We start from the raw sequence: 19,404 nt of genomic DNA on the forward strand, positions 1-19,404 counted from the left end.
ATATATTTTAACCCCCTTGCTTGTTTATCATAAACATATAATAACATGCTATTTAATAAAATTCAATATATATTTATTGATATTCGATAAAAATATATTGAATTATGATGTTAAGATACATGCCAAACGATAGAGGTTCATTAAGACAACCAGCTTTAAAAGGTATTAGAGAAGATAAATCACCTGATTTGTTGAGTGTATAGAATTAAGAAGACCTGAAAACTAAAACAGGTCTAATAAAGGTATAATTTAATTAACTTAAAAGAGTTCATGCTTTATGTTTAATAAAAAATGAAGAGAAAAATTAATCTAGTTTTACTGCAAAACTACCTTCTTAATTTTAAGTAGTTTTTATGTAAAAGATAATGAACTTTGAACTTTAATTAAACTTTCATAAAAATAGAGTGATCTAAATAAATAGATTTCCCCTAAGTCCACTTTAATCGATTACGCTTAACGTTTATCACATCTTAAAACAAGTTTAAGAACGCTACGCTTGTAATTCACTTAGCGACAGCTCTACGGGCTGACATTTATACTAGAGTCTAAGTATCATAATTGAAATACAAGATATTAAGGATATATGCTTAAAAGTGTTGTATAATTTAATCATTGAATAAAAATAAGGAGGCCGTTTTATGCGACATTATAAAAGATTGTTATTACTATCAAAATCAACAAAGAGTCTAGTATCAGCAGCAATTACATTAACATTTTTGTTTATAGTTCCTATTATGAGTACTGCTTTTGCATATGATAATTTAGAAATTATTGATAAAACATCGATGAAAGAAGTAAAGGATTCAAATTCATCTTATGAGGTAAATAAGGTATTAGAAGAAAAGCAAATTTCAGAGAATGAAGGTGTTTTATTTAAAGATGCGTTTGAAGATAAAAATTTTAAATCATATATAAAGACGCAAATTATAAAGGATACTAATATTGATGAAGATGAATATAAAATAACATCTGAAACTTTTAAAAATGTTGACACATTAAATTTGAACAATGAAGGAATTAAAAGCTTAAAAGGAGTCGAGTATTTTGAATCATTAATAACTTTAGACTGCTCTAAAAATTCTTTAGAATCTCTGGATCTATCCAAAAATAAAAATTTATTGAAGCTGGTATGCAATGATAATAATTTGAGTTCATTAAATCTATATAAAAATAATAGTTTGGATTATGTATTATGTACTAATAATTCTATATCTAAATTAGTATTGCCAGGAAAAGTTGAGTTAGAAGAGTTAAATTGTTCTAATAATTATTTAAGTAAACTAGAACTTCCTAAGAGTTCAAATATTAGGAAGTTGGATTGTACATACAATAATTTTACATCATTAGTGTTACCAGAGTCAAACATTGAAGAATTATATTGCGGTAATAATAATCTAACTAATTTGGATGTTTCTAGGGATGTTGATCTGAAGAAATTGTATTGTAGTTTTAATAAGTTAGATAACATAAATTTATCAAAAAATATAAAATTATCTGAAGCTGATTTAGGAACACAAAGTACTGAATACAATTTAATTAGACACAATAGTCAATACTCAATTAATGTTGGTAAAAATATTAACGGTAACAATTTTAAATCAAGTGTTAAAGTTTCAAGGCCTATATATGGGCAATATACGCCAGATGGATATATCGATTTAGGATATGTTATATTATTTGATGATGAGGACTATGCATTACATGATGCTAAATTCAACAGAATATTCAAAATTAATGATAAAGACTTTGAAATGTCTATAGTAGCAAAATTAAAAAAAGCACAAAAAGAAGAACCAGTTAAAGAAATTACGAAAATTGAGTATCTTACGGGCAAAGATAGATATGATACAGCTGTTAAAATAAGTCAAAATGCATTTACGTCAGCAAATAATATAATATTAGTAAATGACTCATCACTACCAGATGCATTATCAGTAACACCATATGCAAAAGTGAAAAATGCTCCTATATTATTAACGCAAAGCAACAAATTAAATGATCAGACAAGGAAAGAAATAGAGAGGCTTAAAGCAAAAAATGTATATATAATAGGTGGAGAGAACTCAGTAAATAAGGGTGTAAAAAATGATTTAGATTTTAGAGGTTATTCAGTTGAAAGAATATCAGGTGAAGATAGATATGCGACATCTTTAAAAGTAGCAAAAGAATTAGATAAAATATCTAACATATCAGAGATATCGTTAGTTAATGGTGAAAAGGGTTTAGCAGATGCTGTAAGTATTGGAGCTATATCGGCACAAAATGGAATGCCTATCATCTTAACAAATCCAACTGATAATATGGTTAATATAATTGAACTAGTTAAAACTGAAAATATTATTAAAGCATATGTAGTTGGTGGAGATAGATGGTTTCCTAATGATATAGCTAATAAATTACCAGAAATCGAAAAGATATCAGGAATAGATAGAAATATAACAAATTTAAAAGTTATAAATAGATTCTATAAAGACTCAACATTAAATAATCTTTATGTATCAAAAAATGGGATGGGAAATCAAGAAAATCTTATCGATGCCCTTTCAGTAGGCGTAGTAGCAAGTAAGAATCAGTCACCTGTTATGCTAGTGGGTAACTCACTTAATATCAGTCAAAAACTGTTAATAGGAAATAAAAAATTTAAAGTAATCACTCAAGTAGGCGGTAAAGGAAATGAAAATGCATTTAACGAATTAAAGGAATTGTTGATTTAACATATATCGAAACAATTATAGATTGCAAAATATACTTAGTGTGGACGAGTTTGCAAATCTTTCTAATATAGTAAATTCAAAAGTATCTTCAAAATAGAAGGTACTTTTTTTTTTTTTTCTTTGCAATCATATATTATTTAGAGAAATTATGTTAAGGGGGGATCGAAGTGAGTTCTAAGAGAAAATTTAAAAGAGACTACATAATTTTAGAGGCTAAGGACATCAACTTCAGAAATAAAGAAAGAGTACTTCCTAAAGCATTTGCAAAAGTGGAAGTAAATGATGGGAAGTCAATTGTTGCATTATATGTTGAAAATCTTAAGTATATTAAAGACGGTTACGATACACTTGCTATTACAACAAAATACGATGTATTAGATTTGGGCAAAATAGTGTTAAATGATCAGGGAAGAGGAGAGTTTATTTTGGATTTAGATGACGATGAAGATGATATTAAAAGTATCGCCATAGTCCACGAAGATAAAGTACCTCTAATAGGATTTAAAGGCAATAAACTTGATAACTACGAAGATATACTTTTTGCAGATGATGAAGATGAAGACTATGACGAAGAGTACGACGAAGATGGAGAAGATAATGAAGATGACTACGACGAGAGTTTAGATTACAGTGAGGAGTATGATGAGGATTTAGATCACGATGAAGGGAACAACATGGATGAAAAGTATGATGAGAACTACAATGGTGATTATCAAACCGATCATGGGAATGAAGAAGATATAGCATCTATTAGAGAAAGTGGTAACTTTTACGAAAATGAAGGATCTAATGAAGGATCTGATGACGATTCTGAATATGAAGATTGTGATGGAGTTTACGATGAAGATGATAGTGATGAGGAATATAGTCGTGATGAAGATGAATACGACGACCTCAACGACGATTTTGATGAATATGATGAATTTTACGATGAAGAGGAGGAAGATTATTTAGATTTCGATGATGATGACGATGTATTTGAAAGAGATAATCTAGATTCCAAACATAGTGATGATGGTTTTTCTCAAAACGAAAAAATTAATAATAATGAAATGGTAGAGCTTAATAACTTCAACAAGATAGAATTCAGAGAAAAGTATAAAGATAATTGTACAGAAGATAAAGATGACCCTGTAAGATATGCAAGCAACAGAAAAAAAGTTAAAAATAAATCTTACAAGACTTCCCAGAATGAAGAGGTAAAAGAGGAAATACCTGAACAAAATAAAACAGCAGGAACTCTTATGATGCCGAGACAGATAAAAAAAGGGCTTAAGTATTTTAAAGAAGTAAAACCTTTTGAGGAGGATAAAACCGAGAGCACTAGATGGTGGAAAATAGATATAAATCCTACAACACTTTGCGGTTATTCTATGCCGAACTTAGGGTACGTAAATGCGCTAAACTACACTATGTACAGTGATGTTGTTATAAACGCATATAGACACAGACATTATTTATTCGGAGTTCAGTACGATGAATACAATAAGAGAAAAAATTACATTTACGCTATACCAGGAGTGAAAAATGAAAAGCCAGATAACGGAAATACAGGATTTATGAGATTTGAAAGTTCAGATAATAGATCTAATAATAGTATGGGGTACTGGATGTGCTTTATAGATGCAAGACTTAGAACTATTGTAAAATGATTATAAAATAGCTTGTTAAGAGACTAGCAAATATTAATATTTATTATAATAATTAGATTCTATTAATAGAAAATTACAAATAATTATAATAATGTTGATAATAGTTATGAGTTACACTACAATAGATGGTGAAAATCTATTTTAGTTCTGGAGGATATGAGTATGATAAACGAGCAAAGGATTTTAAATGAGTTTCTTGAAATGGTACAAATAGACAGTCTATCTTATAAAGAGGCTGATTTTGCAAAAGTTCTAATCAAAAAATTAGAAGACATCGGATGTTCAGTATATGTAGACGATGCAGGCAAAAAAACTGGGGGAGAAACAGGAAATATCATTGCAACTTTAAAAGGGAATAAAGAGGGTAAAAAAATACTTTTTAGTTCCCATATGGATACTGTAACACCTGGACTTGGAATCAAACCAATAGTCGATGAGGCTGAAGGAATTATAAAGAGCGATGGGACTACTATATTAGGTTCTGATGACAAAGCAGGTATTGCAGCAATACTTGAAGCACTTAGATATATAAAAGAAAACAATATGGACCACACAGATATCCAAGTTGCATTTTCAATGTGTGAAGAATGTGGTTTAGTTGGAGCTAAAAACTTAGATTATTCTAAGATAGATGCTGACTATGCGTTTGTATTAGACAGTGGCGGTTCTCCAGGAGAGATAATAGTTGAGGCACCATCTCAAGATGTTATTAAAGTAAAAATAAAAGGAAAAACAGCTCATGCAGGGATGGAACCAGAAAACGGAATAAGTGCTATAATGGTAGCGGCAAGAGCTATAGATAATATGAACCTACTTAGAATTGATGAAAACACTACTGCTAATATAGGTGTTATAAAAGGTGGTTCTGCTACAAACATAGTAACAGACATAGTAGAGATAGATGCTGAAGCTAGAAGTTTAAGCGAAGAAAAGCTTGATGCACAAACTAAGCATATGGTCGATACATTTGAAAAAGCAGCAGCTGACTACAACACGGAAGTAGAAATAAATGTAGACAGAGTATATCCTCCACTTAATGTAGATGTGAATTCAGACATAGTTAATTTAGCTAAAAAGGCATTCGCAAATATGGGAATAGAAGGTTATACAGGAGCTTCAGGTGGTGGAAGTGATACAAATATATTGAATAAAAATGGTATACTTGCGATAAACCTTGGAGTAGGTATGAAAAATGCACATACACTAAATGAGTATATAGCTATAAAGGATTTATATAATTCAGCAAATATGCTAATAGAAATAGTAAAAGAAATATAATTTAGAGTTTATATAGAGCTATCTCATGTGTGATTTTCACTAAAAGATAGCTCTTTTTATATTTTAACCTATTTTTAAAAATTCTATTTTAGTCAGTAAATATGTAATTTTATTGAGATACATTTATAATTACCACTTTTATATTTACTTTTTGAGCTAAATGTATATAATAAGACAGTATACAATTTATTTGATATAATAGTGGTTGAATAAATAGAGTCTTAAAAAATAAGTTAAAAAGTTATATAATAATTTTATGATAAAATTTCTAGGGGGGTTCTAAATGGCTAAAAAAAGAAAATTAAAGAAACCTGTCATGTTGTTAATTGGAATAATAGCATTCTTTATAATATATTTTATTGCTTTTAAATTTGGTACAACTATGGATAAGAAAACAGATAATATACCTAAAAAAGTAGATAGTCAAGAAGAAAGCAATAAATCTCTAATAAGTCAATTAAAAGAAAAGGAAAAAATATACATATCAGATGACAAAGTTTCAGATGTAAAAATTGAAGAAGATTCATGGGAAGAAATTGTATATTCATTTGCTGAATTTAAAAAGGTCAGAAATGCAGAATCTTATCATCCTGTATACGAGGGGTATTCTGATGACGGGATTAAATTCTCAACAGATTTTAACTACTTTAGAGTGTATACTGTAAGCAAGGAAGAGTACTTCAAGATACCTATAAATTCTAAAAAAGAGTTCAAAGATCTTATAGATAAGAGTTTGTATACATCTTTTAACCTTGTGAATCAGTATAAAAGCTGGGAGACAGCCGAAATAACTTATGGAAAAGAAGTTAATAAAATTCATAAATGGAAATTTGATGATTTATCTCACAAGATGGTTGCAAAAAGGCTAGTAGGAAAAGTGCAGCCTGAGAAGAGCAAAGGTAGAAGTGATTATAACTTCACTGTAGATATAGAAGGTGAAAATTACAAGATCAAGCTTGAGACAATGGGCCGAGACTATGTAAAAGTTACTTCAAAAGGGACTGTCGCGTATTATGAGGTATATACAGGACTGTACGATTATATAAAAAATGATATTTTTAAAATAAAATAGATTTTTTTGAAAACCTTGATATACTATCAATGGAGATAGGGTTAAGAAGATAAAATTTAGCGTATTTTATAAGGCACTGACTTAAAAATTTATATTTTAAATCAGTGCCTTTTTAATGCAATTTTTTAGAAATAAATAGATGGAAATTTTTTGATCATTTATTTGTACAATTATTTATAAGTGATATACTATCAGTAAAATAGTAATTATTTAATGACATATTAGTACATAAACATTTACAATATATAACTACTTTTAAAATATTAGTAAAGGGGCTTTATTTATGCATATAAAATTAGGAAGAAACAATAATTGTTGGTGTGGCAGTGGTAAAAAATACAAAACGTGCCACGCATCATTTGATGAAAAGATATCACAATATAAATCAAAAGGACATGTTGTTCCAAAACATGAAATTATTAAGACACCAGAGGAAATAGAAGCCTTAAGGGCTAGTGCAAAAATCAATATAAGTGTACTTGATTATGTTAATCAAAATATCAAAGAGGGAATAACAACTGAGGATATTGACAAGTGGGTTTATCAGAAGACCATTGAACTTGGAGGTATACCTGCAACTCTTGATTATGAGGGATATCCTAAAAGTGTGTGTACTTCTATAAATAATCAAGTGTGCCATGGTATCCCATCAAATGAAGTTGTATTGAAGGATGGCGATATAATAAATGTAGACGTATCTACGATTTATGATGGATACTTCTCCGATTCTTCTAGAATGTTCTGTATTGGAGATGTAAGTGAAGAAAAAAGAAAACTTGTAGATGTAACTAAGGAATGTATCGAGATAGGATTAGAGCAAGTTAAACCATGGGGATTTTTAGGCGATATGGGTCAAGCTGTTCATGAACATGCTATGAAAAACGGGTATACTGTAGTACAGGAAGTAGGAGGTCATGGAATAGGAAATGAATTTCATGAAGATCCCTGGGTTAGCTATGTCTCTGAGAAGGGTACAGAAATGCTGATGGTGCCAGGTATGGTATTTACTATAGAACCTATGTTGAACATGGGAACAGATGAAATATATCTGGATGAAGAGGACGGATGGACAATTTATACAGTGGATGGAAAGCCTTCTGCTCAATGGGAAATAATGGTGTTGGTGACCGAAACAGGACATGAGGTTTTGGCTTATTAAACAGCGCATCAATTACTTAATGCAATTTGACAAATAATATTATTTAAAAAGTAAACTTTAAGATATATCGTAATCTCAAGTAAATTTTAAGAAGTTACATTATAAAACTTAAAGTAAAATTATAAAATTAAGAGGAACTAACCTGAAAACTATTTATGTTGCTTTATCCACCAAAGGCAGTAGTCTAGATTTTAGGTTAGTTCCTTATTTTGGTTAAACCATTGTTTAATAGAGTTTTATTAAAAAAAACTTTATTTTTGTAAGGATTAATGAGGAAATATTGACATATAAAAATAAAAATGTTAAACTAAGTAGGTAATCTACGTAGTATATCTACCTATTAAACGGACTATAAATATCTATCAATCAGGATAGATTGAATGAAATTAGAGCTGAATAAATGCACAGATAAACAAAAGTATTGAGATTTCTCCGTTTGTATATTAAACTTAAAGATTACTATATCATTGCCATTTCTCTGATTGATTAAACTAAACACATACCTAAATATTAGATTTCTTTAAACTATATTTATAGATAAAGAATTGTTTATAAATAGAGTATTTGTTTAGTGTATCTATGAAACAAAGATTGGCTTAAATATCAAGAGGTGAAATAATATGGTTGGAAGAAGTAAAGATGAAACTTTGGGGTATTACATTAGAAATATCTCACATGAACTTTACTATATGGGTGATCAAACTCTAAAATCGCTTGAAATTACAAATCAGCAGGGACGCCTTCTGAGTGTAATCTATGATAGTATCAAGGATGGTACTGAAATAAGTCGACGATTTCTAGAGGATTATATGCATCTGAAAGGACCGTCTGTTACTAGCATTTTAAGGGGATTAGAGGAAAAAGGTTATATTATCCGTACAACTCGAAAAGATGACGCTAGAGCCATGGTGTTAACTCTGACAGATAAAGGAGAAAGGCTCGTAAAGGAAGTTAGAAGTGTATTTTCTAATGTTGAACAAGCGCTTCAATGTGGTTTAAATCAGGAGGAAAAAGATATGTTGATGAATCTATTGGCAAAAGTATGCCGAAACCTCCCAGAAGAATCGAAGCGATAGAAAGAGCAGGTAATTCCTGCTTTTCTATTAAATATATAGGTAGAGATTCTATGTAATAAATTTTGATTACAGAAAATTAATTGAAGGGAATGATGTATTATTAGATTTTATGAATTAAGTGCAGAGGAAGTAATAAATAAGTTCGAGGTCAACCTTGAAAGTGGAATGTCTCAAGAAATTGTGGAGAGCAGACAGACTGAATACGGAAAAAATGTGTTTGCAGAGCAAGAAAAAGACGGGCTCATGAAAACAATTCTCAGGCATTTAAAAGATGTATCAACAATTATATTAATAATGGCCGCTGCCTTATCGTTTATGCTAGCTATAAGAAATGGGCATGGATATATTGAACCATTAGTTATTGTATCAATTGTAATTATGAACTTGATACTCGCTATAACGCAAGAGGGAAAAGCAGAGAGGGCACTCGAGGCATTGGCGGATTTAAATAGTCCAACATGTATTGTAATACGTGAAGGAATTCAGCAACAAATTGAAGCATCTGAACTTGTACCAGGTGATGTTGTTATACTAGAATCTGGATCACTTGTTCCAGCTGATGCTAGATTGATAGAAAGCATAGGGCTTGAAGTGGATGAATCTTCTCTTACTGGAGAAAGTGATCCTTCAGAAAAAGATCCTACAGCTAAATTATCAGGGAAGACTCCTATTGGTGATCAGATAAATATGTTATTTTCAGGTTGCCTTGTAACTGCAGGGCGTGGAACTGCTGTAGTAACTTCAACTGGTATGAATACTCAAATTGGACGAATTGCAGGATTTTTGGGCAATACAAAACATGATAAGACACCTTTACAAAAGAGATTAGATAAAGTTGGTAAAACTATTAGCTGTATTGCTATTGTTTCTGCGGTTTTCCTATTCGCTATAGGTATGCGTCAGGGAGAGGATTTTTGGAGTATGGTCTTAATGGCAGTTGCTTGGCAGTTGCTGCAGTTCCAGAAACTTTGAATCTAATCGTAACATTATCTTTATCTCATGGTGTAAAAAACATGGTTGGAAAAAATGCTTTGATTCGAAAATTACCTGCGGTGGAAACATTGGGAAGCACATCAGTTATATGCTCCGACAAAACAGGAACACTTACACAAAATCAAATGAATATTAAACGACTTTGTATGGTAGGAAATGAACCATTTAGTGACTTAGATGAGTTTGATGATAAACAGCTCGTATTCTTGAAAAAGCTGGCTTTAGCCAGTAATGCAACCGTTGAAATTGGGGAAGATGGTAAACCTCAGTTCATTGGTAATCCCACCGAAATCGCAATAATGCGTCTGTTAAACAAAAAAGGAATAAAAAAATCAGAAATAGAGGAAAATTATCATAAAGTAGCAGAGATACCTTTCTCTTCTGAACGTAAAATGATGACTGTAGTACTAAAGGATCCTAGTGATGGCTATATTGTGCTAACCAAAGGAGCTTTAGACAGAATACCTTTAAATCATTCGAAACCAAATTTAGACATTAAGATTAAGGAAGTACATGATTCGTTTGCTGAAGATGCTCTAAGAGTAATAGCTATAGGAATTAAGCATATTGAAAATCTTCCATCAGAAGACAACATAGAGGAGATTGAACAGGATCTTGACCTATTAGGCATGATTGGTTTAATTGATCCACCGAGACCAGAGGCAGCTAAAGCCATAGAAACTGCAAAAAAGGCCGGTATACGTACTGTTATGATTACAGGTGATCATGCGGCTACAGCTGGGGCAATTGCAAGAGAAATAGGTATATTGCCAGAGGGACAAAAGGTATTGACGGGATCGCAATTATCAGAAATGACGGATGATGAGCTTTTTAATACAGTAAAAGATTATTCTGTCTATGCTAGGGTTTCACCTGAAGACAAAATTAGAATAGTAAAGGCTTGGCAGAAAAATGGAGAAGTAGTTGCAATGACAGGAGATGGAGTAAATGATGCACCTGCTTTAAAAGCTGCTGATGTTGGAGTTGCCATGGGCAATTCTGGAACAGAGGTTGCCAAAAGTGCATCAGATATTGTATTAACTGACGATAATTTTGCAACAATAGTTGAAGCAGTACATGAAGGGCGTAATGTATACTCTAATATACGTAAGACTATATACTTTCTATTAGTATGTAACCTTTCAGAAATCCTTGTAATGCTTTTCGCTCAAATAGTAGGTTGGGGTGTTTTAGTAACACCAGTTATGTTACTGTTAATAAATGTACTTGGAGATGGTATACCTGGACTTCAACTTGCTAAAGAGACATCGGATCCTAGGATTATGTCAAATGCTCCTGTAAAGCGAGAGGAGAGTATATTTAGTGGAGGTTTAATGAAAGTAATTGGACGCCAAACTTTAATATGTTCCATAGTGGTACTTATCGCTTACTATGTTGGGATGTCTACGAGCTTTATAAGTGGAATAGATTCCTCGGCTATGATAGGTCAAACTATGGCATTTCTCGTATTAGGATTGACATCTATAATGCATATTTTTACTGTACGAAGTAGAAAATCAATATTTGAACGTACACTTAGCGACAACTGGCCATTAGTAATTAGTGCCGTTGGTATGATGTTTGCACTAGTACTTCTTGTAGTAATTCCACCTATTGGAGGCATATTCGGATTGACAGGAATAGGAATAAGCCACTGGCTTATTGTTATTGCACTTTCAATTGTTCCAACTACAGTCGCAGAAATTGGAAAATATGTAGATAATTATGGTCTAAAATATAATCGAATTTGCAATGTGAAGTAAATACTTCTAAATAAAAAAGCTCCCCCTATGGTAAGACATTTTGGTCTTACTAATTACTGGGGGAGCTCTTATTTATTTTATGGCAACAACTACTATTTAACTAGCATTTCAGCAACTTTAAATATTGGGCCAGCGCCACAAGTGATAACAAGGTCGTTATCATCTACATTGTCACGGATATGTTGAGCTATGTCTTCAAACTCTTTAATATATATTGCATCAACGTTGTTTTGGTAAAGTTTCTCTACTAGATCGTTAGAGTGGATATTTCCTGGATCTTTTTCCCTAGCAGCGTATATATCAGTTATTATCACTTTATCAGCAGCATAGAATGCCTCTGCAAAGTCGTTTATTAGAGTCTTTGTTCTTGTGTATGTATGTGGTTGGAATATACACCATAGTTTTGATTTTTTAAGCTTTTTAGCAGCAGCTAAAGTAGCTTTTATTTCTGTAGGATGATGAGCGTAATCATCTATTACTAGAGTGTTATTGTATAGACCTTTTTTTTCAAATCTTCTGCCAACACCTTTGTAATTTTTTATATTTTCTCTACATATTTCTACATCTATACCAGAAATTAATCCTGTTATTATAGCAGCAGTAGCATTGTAGATATTGTGAAGTCCTGGAACAGATAATTCAAATGTACCTAGACTTACATGGTTGTAAAGTATATCAAATACGCCATACCCATCGTCTGTAAAGTGGATATTTTTGATTATAGCATCATTATCTAAATCTCTTCCATATTTTATTGTTTGTGCTTTTACATCGTATAAAATATCTTTTGTATTTTCGTCGTCTCCATTTATAATAAAGTAGCCATCATTTGGAAGTAATTTACCGAATTTATTGAACGATGCTTTTATTTCGTCTATACCTGAAAAATAATCTAGGTGATCTTCTTCTATATTTAACACTAATGCTATTTTTGGATTGAAATTTAGGAAACTATCAACGTACTCGCATGCTTCAGTTATGAAGTGATTAGAATTACCTATTCTTACATTTCCGCCTATTGAACTTAAATTTCCTCCAACTAAGATTGTAGGATCTAAATCTGCAAATTCAAACAGTGTAGACAACATTGATGTAGTTGTTGTTTTACCATGTGTTCCAGAAACAGCGATAGAGTTTTTGTACTCCCTCATTATCTGTCCTAAGAATGCTGCTCTATTCATTATTAATATATTATTTTCTTTTGCGGCCATTAATTCTTCATTATCTTGATGAATAGCTGCTGTATATACAACCATGTTTATGTCATCGGCTATATTTTCTCTTTTTTGTCCTACAAATATTTTTGCGCCTTGATTTCTAAGTTTTTCTAGTAAATACGATTCTGTCATATCAGATCCTGACACAGTGTAGCCTTTATTTAGACAAATTTCTGCAAGAGCACTCATGCTTATTCCACCGATTCCGATAAAATGTATATTCATATAAAATCACCATCCTTTTTTTATTAAAGTCCTACAAGATGAACTTTTTTTATGGTATAATAATATAATGTTCGATATTAATATAAATCGAGCTTATAATTAATACTAATTTAAACAATAATATAATATAGTATATTTATGTTATTATGCTAGTTATTACAATAAAAATCATAGACAATATTATACCATATTTGGCATAGATATGCATTATAATTAATACTCACTTGAAAGGGAAGTCGTAGGAGGATATTATTATGAAATTCAAACGAACAGAGAGAATTGGAGCTATTGTAAAGATATTATCCGACAATCCAAATAGAACTTATACACTAGGTTATTTTACAGATAAATTTAATGCAGCCAAATCTACTATAAGTGAAGATTTGTTGGTAGTTAAAAATGTTTTTGAAAAATTACAACTAGGCAAGGTTATAACTATATCTGGAGCTGCTGGTGGAGTCAAGTATATTCCAAAGACATCGGTTGAGGAAAACAACCAAGTACTTATGGAGCTTTGTAACAAAATAGATGATCAGTCTAGAATCCTTTCAGGAGGTTTTCTTTACTTAGTAGACTTAATCTACGATCCAACTATAGCAGCTAAGGTAGGTAAGATCTTTGCATCAAATATAGATTACGAAGAGGCTAACTATGTAGTCACTATGGAGACAAAGGGAATTCCTATGGCTTCAATGACTGCAAAAGCGATGAATTTACCGCTAGTAATAATTAGAAAGGATACAAAAGTATCTGAAGGACCAACTCTTAGTACTACTTATATAAGTGGAAACAGCTCACAAGTAGAGAGCATGAGTCTTCCGAGAAGAGCTCTAAAGCCGAACAGTAAAGTTATCATCATAGACGACTTTATGAGGGGCGGAGGAACTATCAGAGGAATGATAGACCTAATGAATGAATTTGGAGCAGAGGTTATAGGTACAGGAGTATTTATATCAAAAGCTACACCAAAAAATAAACTTGTAGACGATTATATATCACTTATCCAACTAAATGTAGAAGATGATATAATAACTGTTGAGCCAAATTTAAAGACATTTAAAGATGAGTACAAAGCAGATGAGAATGGTAAATTCAATTCTCAAGTAATAGACGATTTAGAAGAAATAGTGGAAATAGTTGAAAATCAACCTGAAAACTCTATCGAAAATGGAGATTTTAAAGAATAATAAAAAAAATTAAATAAATTTTCCAAAATAAAAAGGATATCCCGAGGTTTTATAGAATCTTTTAAAAAACGGTTTATATTATCTAATTCGCATTAATATAAATTAAATTTCTGTCAAAATTGAAGGGGGATATTTTAGTATGAAAATAACTGACGTAAGAGTAAGGAAAGTAACAGATGAAGGCAAGATGAAATGCATAGTTTCTATCACTTTTGATAATTTATTTGTTGTGCATGACATCAAGGTTATAGAGGGCCACAACGGTCTTTTTATAGCAATGCCAAGTAGAAAAGTAGGCGAAGGTAATTTTAGAGATATTGCGCATCCGATAAATGCAGAAATGAGACAAATATTAGAAGATGCCGTTTTAGAAGCTTACCATGAATCAATAGCTCAATTAGAAGTAGCTGCTGAATAATAATAAAATTATTAATCACTAGAATATCTAGAGGACCTGTATGATAAGGTCCTTTTTTCTATTTCCATGTGTACTTTTAATTAAAAAAATGCTATATTATTAATGAATATATCGAAGCGGGACGTTTAATAAAAGGACAATACTATAAAATATCAGGTTAAAAAGCTTATTAAATGAACCTAAAATAAATCGGTTTTTATAAATATAATCTATCGAATACATAAAAGAATAATCTATCAAATAAAGAAGTGAAATTTGATTGAATGGAGTGAACAAATGAACTTTAAAGCTATTATCCTTGCTGCAGGCAAAGGAACGAGAATGAAGTCAAAACATCCAAAGGTGATACATAAAGTATGTGGTAAAGAGATGGTAAACCACGTAATCGATGTTTCTAAAAATTCTGGGGTAAAAGATGTTGTAGTTATTTTAGGTCATGAAGCAGATCGTGTAAACGAACAACTTGGCAAAGACTGTACTACGATCAAACAAGAGGAACAACTAGGAACAGGTCATGCAGTTTTGCAAGCAAAAGACTATATAAAAGATGATGACATTATAGTAGTACTTTGTGGAGATACTCCTCTTATAAAAGAAGATACTCTAAAGGATCTATTTGCATATCACATAGATAACGGATATCATGCAACAGTTCTTACAACAAGTGTGGACAATCCACAGGGTTATGGTAGAATAATTAGAGACGTAAATGGAGATCTGCTTAAAATAGTAGAGCAAAAAGATGCAAGTGAAGAAGAGAAATTAGTGAAAGAGATAAACTCAGGTATATACTGTTTTAATGGAGCGAGTTTAAGAGAAGCTTTGGACTTAATCGACAATAACAACGCCCAAGGTGAATACTACTTAACTGATACAATAAAAATAATGAGAGATAAACAACATAAAGTAGGTGCATTTAATGGATCTACAATTGAAGAGCTTATGGGAGTTAACTCGAGAGTAGAGCTTTCAAAAGCTGAAGAGTTAATGAGAAGAAGAATAAATGAAAAGCACATGGTAAATGGAGTAACAATAATAGACGTAAATTCTACTTATATAGAATCAGATGTAGAGATAGGAAATGATTCTATAATCTATCCAGGTGCAATGCTTATGGGAATTACAAAAATAGGTTCTGAGTGTATAATAGGCATGAATTCAAGTATAACAAACTCAGTGATTGGAAATCATACAGAAGTGATTAATTCTACTGTAGTAGACAGCGTTGTTGGCGAAAACACTAATGTTGGACCTTACGCATACCTAAGACCAAAATCAGATATAGGAAATAACGTTAAAATAGGAGACTTCGTAGAAGTAAAAAATGCTAAGATAGGCGATGGATCAAAAGCTTCACACTTATCTTACATAGGCGATGCTGAAGTAGGAAAAGATGTAAATATAGGTTGTGGAGTAGTATTCGTAAACTATGATGGTAAAAATAAATTTAAATCGGTAGTAAAAGATGGAGCATTTGTAGGTTCAAACTGTAACCTAGTTGCGCCAGTTACAATAGAGGAAAAAGGATATATAGCAACAGGTTCTACAATAACTGACGATGTACCTAATGGAGCACTAGCTATAGCTAGACAGAGACAAGTGGTAAAAGAAGGTTGGGTAGAAAAAAAGAATAAAAGAGATAGCAATAAATAATATAGTTGTTTCAAAATTTTTCAGGAGGAGTTAAATACATGAATACTAGTGGAAGTGAAATTAAAATCATAGCTGGGAATTCATCTAAGGAATTAGCAGGTAAGATAGCTAAGTACATGGATGTTGATTTGTTAGATTGTGAGGTTGCTAAGTTCAGCGATGGTGAAATATGTTTAAACATGAACGAAACTGTAAGAGGTTGCGACATGTTCGTAGTTCAATCAACTAACAGCCCAGTAAATGACAACCTAATGGAGTTATTAATTATAATAGACGCACTTAAAAGGGCTTCAGCAGGAAGAATTACAGCAGTTATTCCATACTATGGATATGCAAGACAAGACAGAAAAGCTAAGGCAAGAGATCCTATCACGGCTAAGTTAGTTGCTAACCTAATCACAGCAGCTGGAGCTGATAGAGTTCTTACTATGGACTTACATGCTGCTCAAATTCAAGGATATTTCGATATTCCACTTGATCACTTACTTGGCGGTAAAATACTAGCAGATCATTTCAATCAAATGGATATAAAAGATCTAGTAGTAGTTTCACCGGACTTAGGAAGTGTAACTAGATCTAGACAGTTTGCTAATTCTCTAAAAGGAGAAGTTCCAATAGCTATAATAGATAAGAGAAGACCAAAGGCAAATGTAAGTGAAGTTATGAACATAATAGGAGAAGTTGAAGGTAAAAATGTAATACTTATGGACGATATGATAGATACAGCTGGGACTATAGTAAACGCAGCTCAAGCTCTTAAGAAATTTGGGGCTAAAGATGTTTATGCATGTTGTACTCATGGTGTATTGTCAGGACCTGCTATAGATAGAATTTCTGAATCAGACATAAAAGAGCTTATAGTACTTGATACTATTCAATTACCTGAAGAGAAGAGAATCGAAAAGATCAAGATAAAAACTGTTGCTAATCTATTTGGAGATGCTATTCAAAAGATATTCTCAAATGAATCAGTAAGTAAATTATTTTAATAAAATTTATAAATAAATAACCGGCGGTTATAGGAGAATCTATAACTGCCGATTTTTTATTTTATAATTAGATATGTTTAAAAAATTTGAAATTTAAATTACCATGTTTATAATCCTATATGGGTTGAATAGAATCCTCTACTTTATTCTTTCTACCCGATTATCATTGCTTGTGATAATCCATTTTCCATTTTCTTTCTCTAAATTTAATTTTATTTTAGCTAGAGATGTGTTTGATGGATCATGTCTTATTACCAACACTTCTTTGCCAGATTTATTATTATAGACTTCATCTGTAGAGTTTACTTTAGTATTTTTAGAAAAGATCACGTCAATATCATTTGATTTAGTAGCGAGTTCTTTTTCTAAACTATTCTCTTTATTAGTATTCTCAGTTGAATTTATCGCTGCTACAATAATATCCGTATTTTCTTTTTGCATATTTTTAATATGTTTATTTGCTTCTGTTATAGGATCCTTTATTTGAAGATCTCCTATATTTTTTTTACTGCTTTCAGTAAGTCCAAGTATGCCTACTTTTATTTTACCTTCTCTGGTATCAACTTCTTTTATTATGTACGGTTTTGTATAATTTTTATTTGATTTCGTATAGATATTTGCTGAGATAGCTAGTTCGATACCAAATTCTGAGTTTATATAATCGATAAATTTATAATCAATCAAAGGGTTGTCATAATGGGGATTTAAATTATCTTCACCCAGTACAATCGCCCCGCCAGACATTCCTATATCCATCAAATTTTTGAATGTATCTATTTTTTGTAGAGAATCATTCTTTTTACTGTCGTTAGATTTAAATTCAGCATATAATTCCTTTAAATATGGTGTTTGGATATCTAGACTGTCTCCAGTATTTAGTATAATTGATTGATCATCGTTTGATAGATTGTTTAAGATAGATGCATTTAAATCTACAATTGATTTTTCATTATTTATGTTACTTGAAATTAGATTAACTTCTTCAAAATTTTTTAAAGAGCTATTTTTATCTGTAATTTTCCATTTGCCAGATTTATTTACTAAACTGAAGTTTATCTTTGAAATATATTCTCCGTGCGATGCGGGTTGAGTAACTATAACTTTTTCTCCGGAGTTATTTTTGTAATCATGTTGTTCTATTTTTTTATGTGTATGACCCGCTACTATAGCGTCTATACCATCGACAGTAGTTGCTAGTTCCTTTATTCTATTTCCGGGATTTCTAGCCTTTTTCGGCTCTTCCCCAGAGTGAACTGCGGCAACTATTATATCTGGCTTTTCTTTTTCCATAACTGCCACCCATTTTTTTGCATCTTCGACTAAATCATTTGCATACAAGGTGCCTTTGTATTCTTGCTGATTTTGAAGGAATCTAGCTTCTTTATCTTTTTCAGGGTTTTTAAACTCAGAGCGTTCTCCAATTTCTTTTAACGTTAGTCCTAATATACCGACCTTAACATTTCCTTCTTTGGTTTTAACATTTTTCATAACGTATGGTTTTACATAATTCTTCCCTGAAGTTTCATAGATATTCGCTGAAACAATAGGCATCTCATTATTTTCGTATTCAGACACCAATCTGTCTAATATTTTTTTTGGACCTACAAATTCATGGTTACCCAAAACTACTGCATCGTATTTTAAATCTCCCATCATTTTTGATATTGGCGATTCACCATCCATTGGTTTTTCGAGAGTTTGATATTGAGGTTTACTATCTTTCAGTCCGACAAACTTCTGACCTGTAAACCACTCTTGCATATCAGTGGTTTGGGAGTCAAAAAAGTCGCCGGCATCTACTAAAAGCAAATTCGGATCTTTTTTTCTTTCTTGACCTACGTATTCAACTAAAGTTTCTGGGATAATAGAATGTAAATCTGTTGTAGCTAGGATATTTATTTCTGCTTCTTTATTTTGACAACCAGTTGTAGTGATAAGCAATAATAATATCGTAATAAAAAAAAGTTTTCTATTCATAAACTCCTCCTTGTATTTTATACAGTAATTA

12 protein-coding genes and 1 pseudogene are annotated in these 19,404 nt (G+C 31.4%); 11 read left to right on the plus strand and 2 right to left on the minus strand.

Features of this window, described 5'->3' with window-relative positions:
* Window positions 1-638: 638 nt before the first annotated feature.
* The 7 genes and pseudogenes from T473_RS17225 to T473_RS16395 all read left to right on the plus strand — a co-directional run.
* Entirely contained in the window at window positions 639-2,714 is a 2,076-nt protein-coding gene (locus T473_RS17225) for a cell wall-binding repeat-containing protein (RefSeq protein ID WP_024621141.1), read from the plus strand.
* A 167-nt stretch (window positions 2,715-2,881) separates the two neighbouring features.
* Window positions 2,882-4,366: a hypothetical protein gene (locus tag T473_RS0106375; RefSeq protein ID WP_024621142.1), complete on the plus strand. Its 1,485-nt coding sequence runs from the start codon at window positions 2,882-2,884 to the stop codon at window positions 4,364-4,366.
* A 162-nt stretch (window positions 4,367-4,528) separates the two neighbouring features.
* Window positions 4,529-5,644: a M20/M25/M40 family metallo-hydrolase gene (locus tag T473_RS0106380; RefSeq protein ID WP_024621143.1), complete on the plus strand. Its 1,116-nt coding sequence runs from the start codon at window positions 4,529-4,531 to the stop codon at window positions 5,642-5,644.
* Between the two features lie 283 nt (window positions 5,645-5,927).
* Window positions 5,928-6,716, plus strand: coding sequence for a hypothetical protein (locus T473_RS0106385; protein WP_024621144.1), 789 nt, complete (start codon window positions 5,928-5,930; stop codon window positions 6,714-6,716).
* 283 nt (window positions 6,717-6,999) lie between these two features.
* Entirely contained in the window at window positions 7,000-7,875 is an 876-nt protein-coding gene (locus tag T473_RS0106390) for a methionyl aminopeptidase (protein ID WP_024621145.1), read from the plus strand.
* Between the two features lie 689 nt (window positions 7,876-8,564).
* Window positions 8,565-8,951 carry a MarR family winged helix-turn-helix transcriptional regulator gene (locus T473_RS0106395; protein ID WP_242825879.1) on the plus strand — a complete coding sequence of 129 codons (387 nt, stop codon included), beginning with the start codon at window positions 8,565-8,567 and terminating at the stop codon, window positions 8,949-8,951.
* Window positions 8,952-9,064: 113 nt separating this feature from the next.
* Window positions 9,065-11,704: pseudogene (locus tag T473_RS16395) on the plus strand (HAD-IC family P-type ATPase); the annotation flags it as partial.
* 95 nt (window positions 11,705-11,799) lie between these two features.
* On the opposite strand, the gene murC reads toward T473_RS16395, so the two are convergent.
* Window positions 11,800-13,149: a UDP-N-acetylmuramate--L-alanine ligase gene (murC, locus tag T473_RS0106405; protein WP_024621147.1), complete on the minus strand. Its 1,350-nt coding sequence runs from the start codon at window positions 13,147-13,149 to the stop codon at window positions 11,800-11,802.
* 254 nt (window positions 13,150-13,403) lie between these two features.
* Between murC and purR the strand changes: the two genes are divergently transcribed.
* The 4 genes from purR to T473_RS0106425 all read left to right on the plus strand — a co-directional run bounded on the left by purR (window position 13,404) and on the right by T473_RS0106425 (window position 17,396).
* Window positions 13,404-14,336 carry a pur operon repressor gene (gene purR, locus T473_RS0106410; RefSeq protein WP_024621148.1) on the plus strand — a complete coding sequence of 311 codons (933 nt, stop codon included), beginning with the start codon at window positions 13,404-13,406 and terminating at the stop codon, window positions 14,334-14,336.
* A 139-nt stretch (window positions 14,337-14,475) separates the two neighbouring features.
* Window positions 14,476-14,754 carry a septation regulator SpoVG gene (spoVG, locus tag T473_RS0106415; RefSeq protein ID WP_024621149.1) on the plus strand — a complete coding sequence of 93 codons (279 nt, stop codon included), beginning with the start codon at window positions 14,476-14,478 and terminating at the stop codon, window positions 14,752-14,754.
* A 276-nt stretch (window positions 14,755-15,030) separates the two neighbouring features.
* A complete protein-coding gene (glmU, locus tag T473_RS0106420; RefSeq protein WP_024621150.1) occupies window positions 15,031-16,407 on the plus strand; it encodes a bifunctional UDP-N-acetylglucosamine diphosphorylase/glucosamine-1-phosphate N-acetyltransferase GlmU in 1,377 nt (458 codons plus the stop codon).
* A 38-nt stretch (window positions 16,408-16,445) separates the two neighbouring features.
* Window positions 16,446-17,396: a ribose-phosphate diphosphokinase gene (locus T473_RS0106425; RefSeq protein ID WP_024621151.1), complete on the plus strand. Its 951-nt coding sequence runs from the start codon at window positions 16,446-16,448 to the stop codon at window positions 17,394-17,396.
* A gap of 138 nt (window positions 17,397-17,534) precedes the next feature.
* Here the strand turns inward: T473_RS0106425 and T473_RS0106430 are convergent, their stop codons facing one another.
* On the minus strand, window positions 17,535-19,373 hold the full coding sequence (locus T473_RS0106430) for a metallophosphoesterase (RefSeq protein ID WP_029791584.1): 1,839 nt from the start codon (window positions 19,371-19,373) through the stop codon (window positions 17,535-17,537).
* Window positions 19,374-19,404: the final 31 nt, after the last annotated feature.

Origin of the sequence: Clostridioides mangenotii TR, assembly GCF_000498755.1 — a bacterium.
Taxonomy (GTDB): Bacteria; Bacillota; Clostridia; order Peptostreptococcales; family Peptostreptococcaceae; genus Metaclostridioides; species Metaclostridioides mangenotii_A.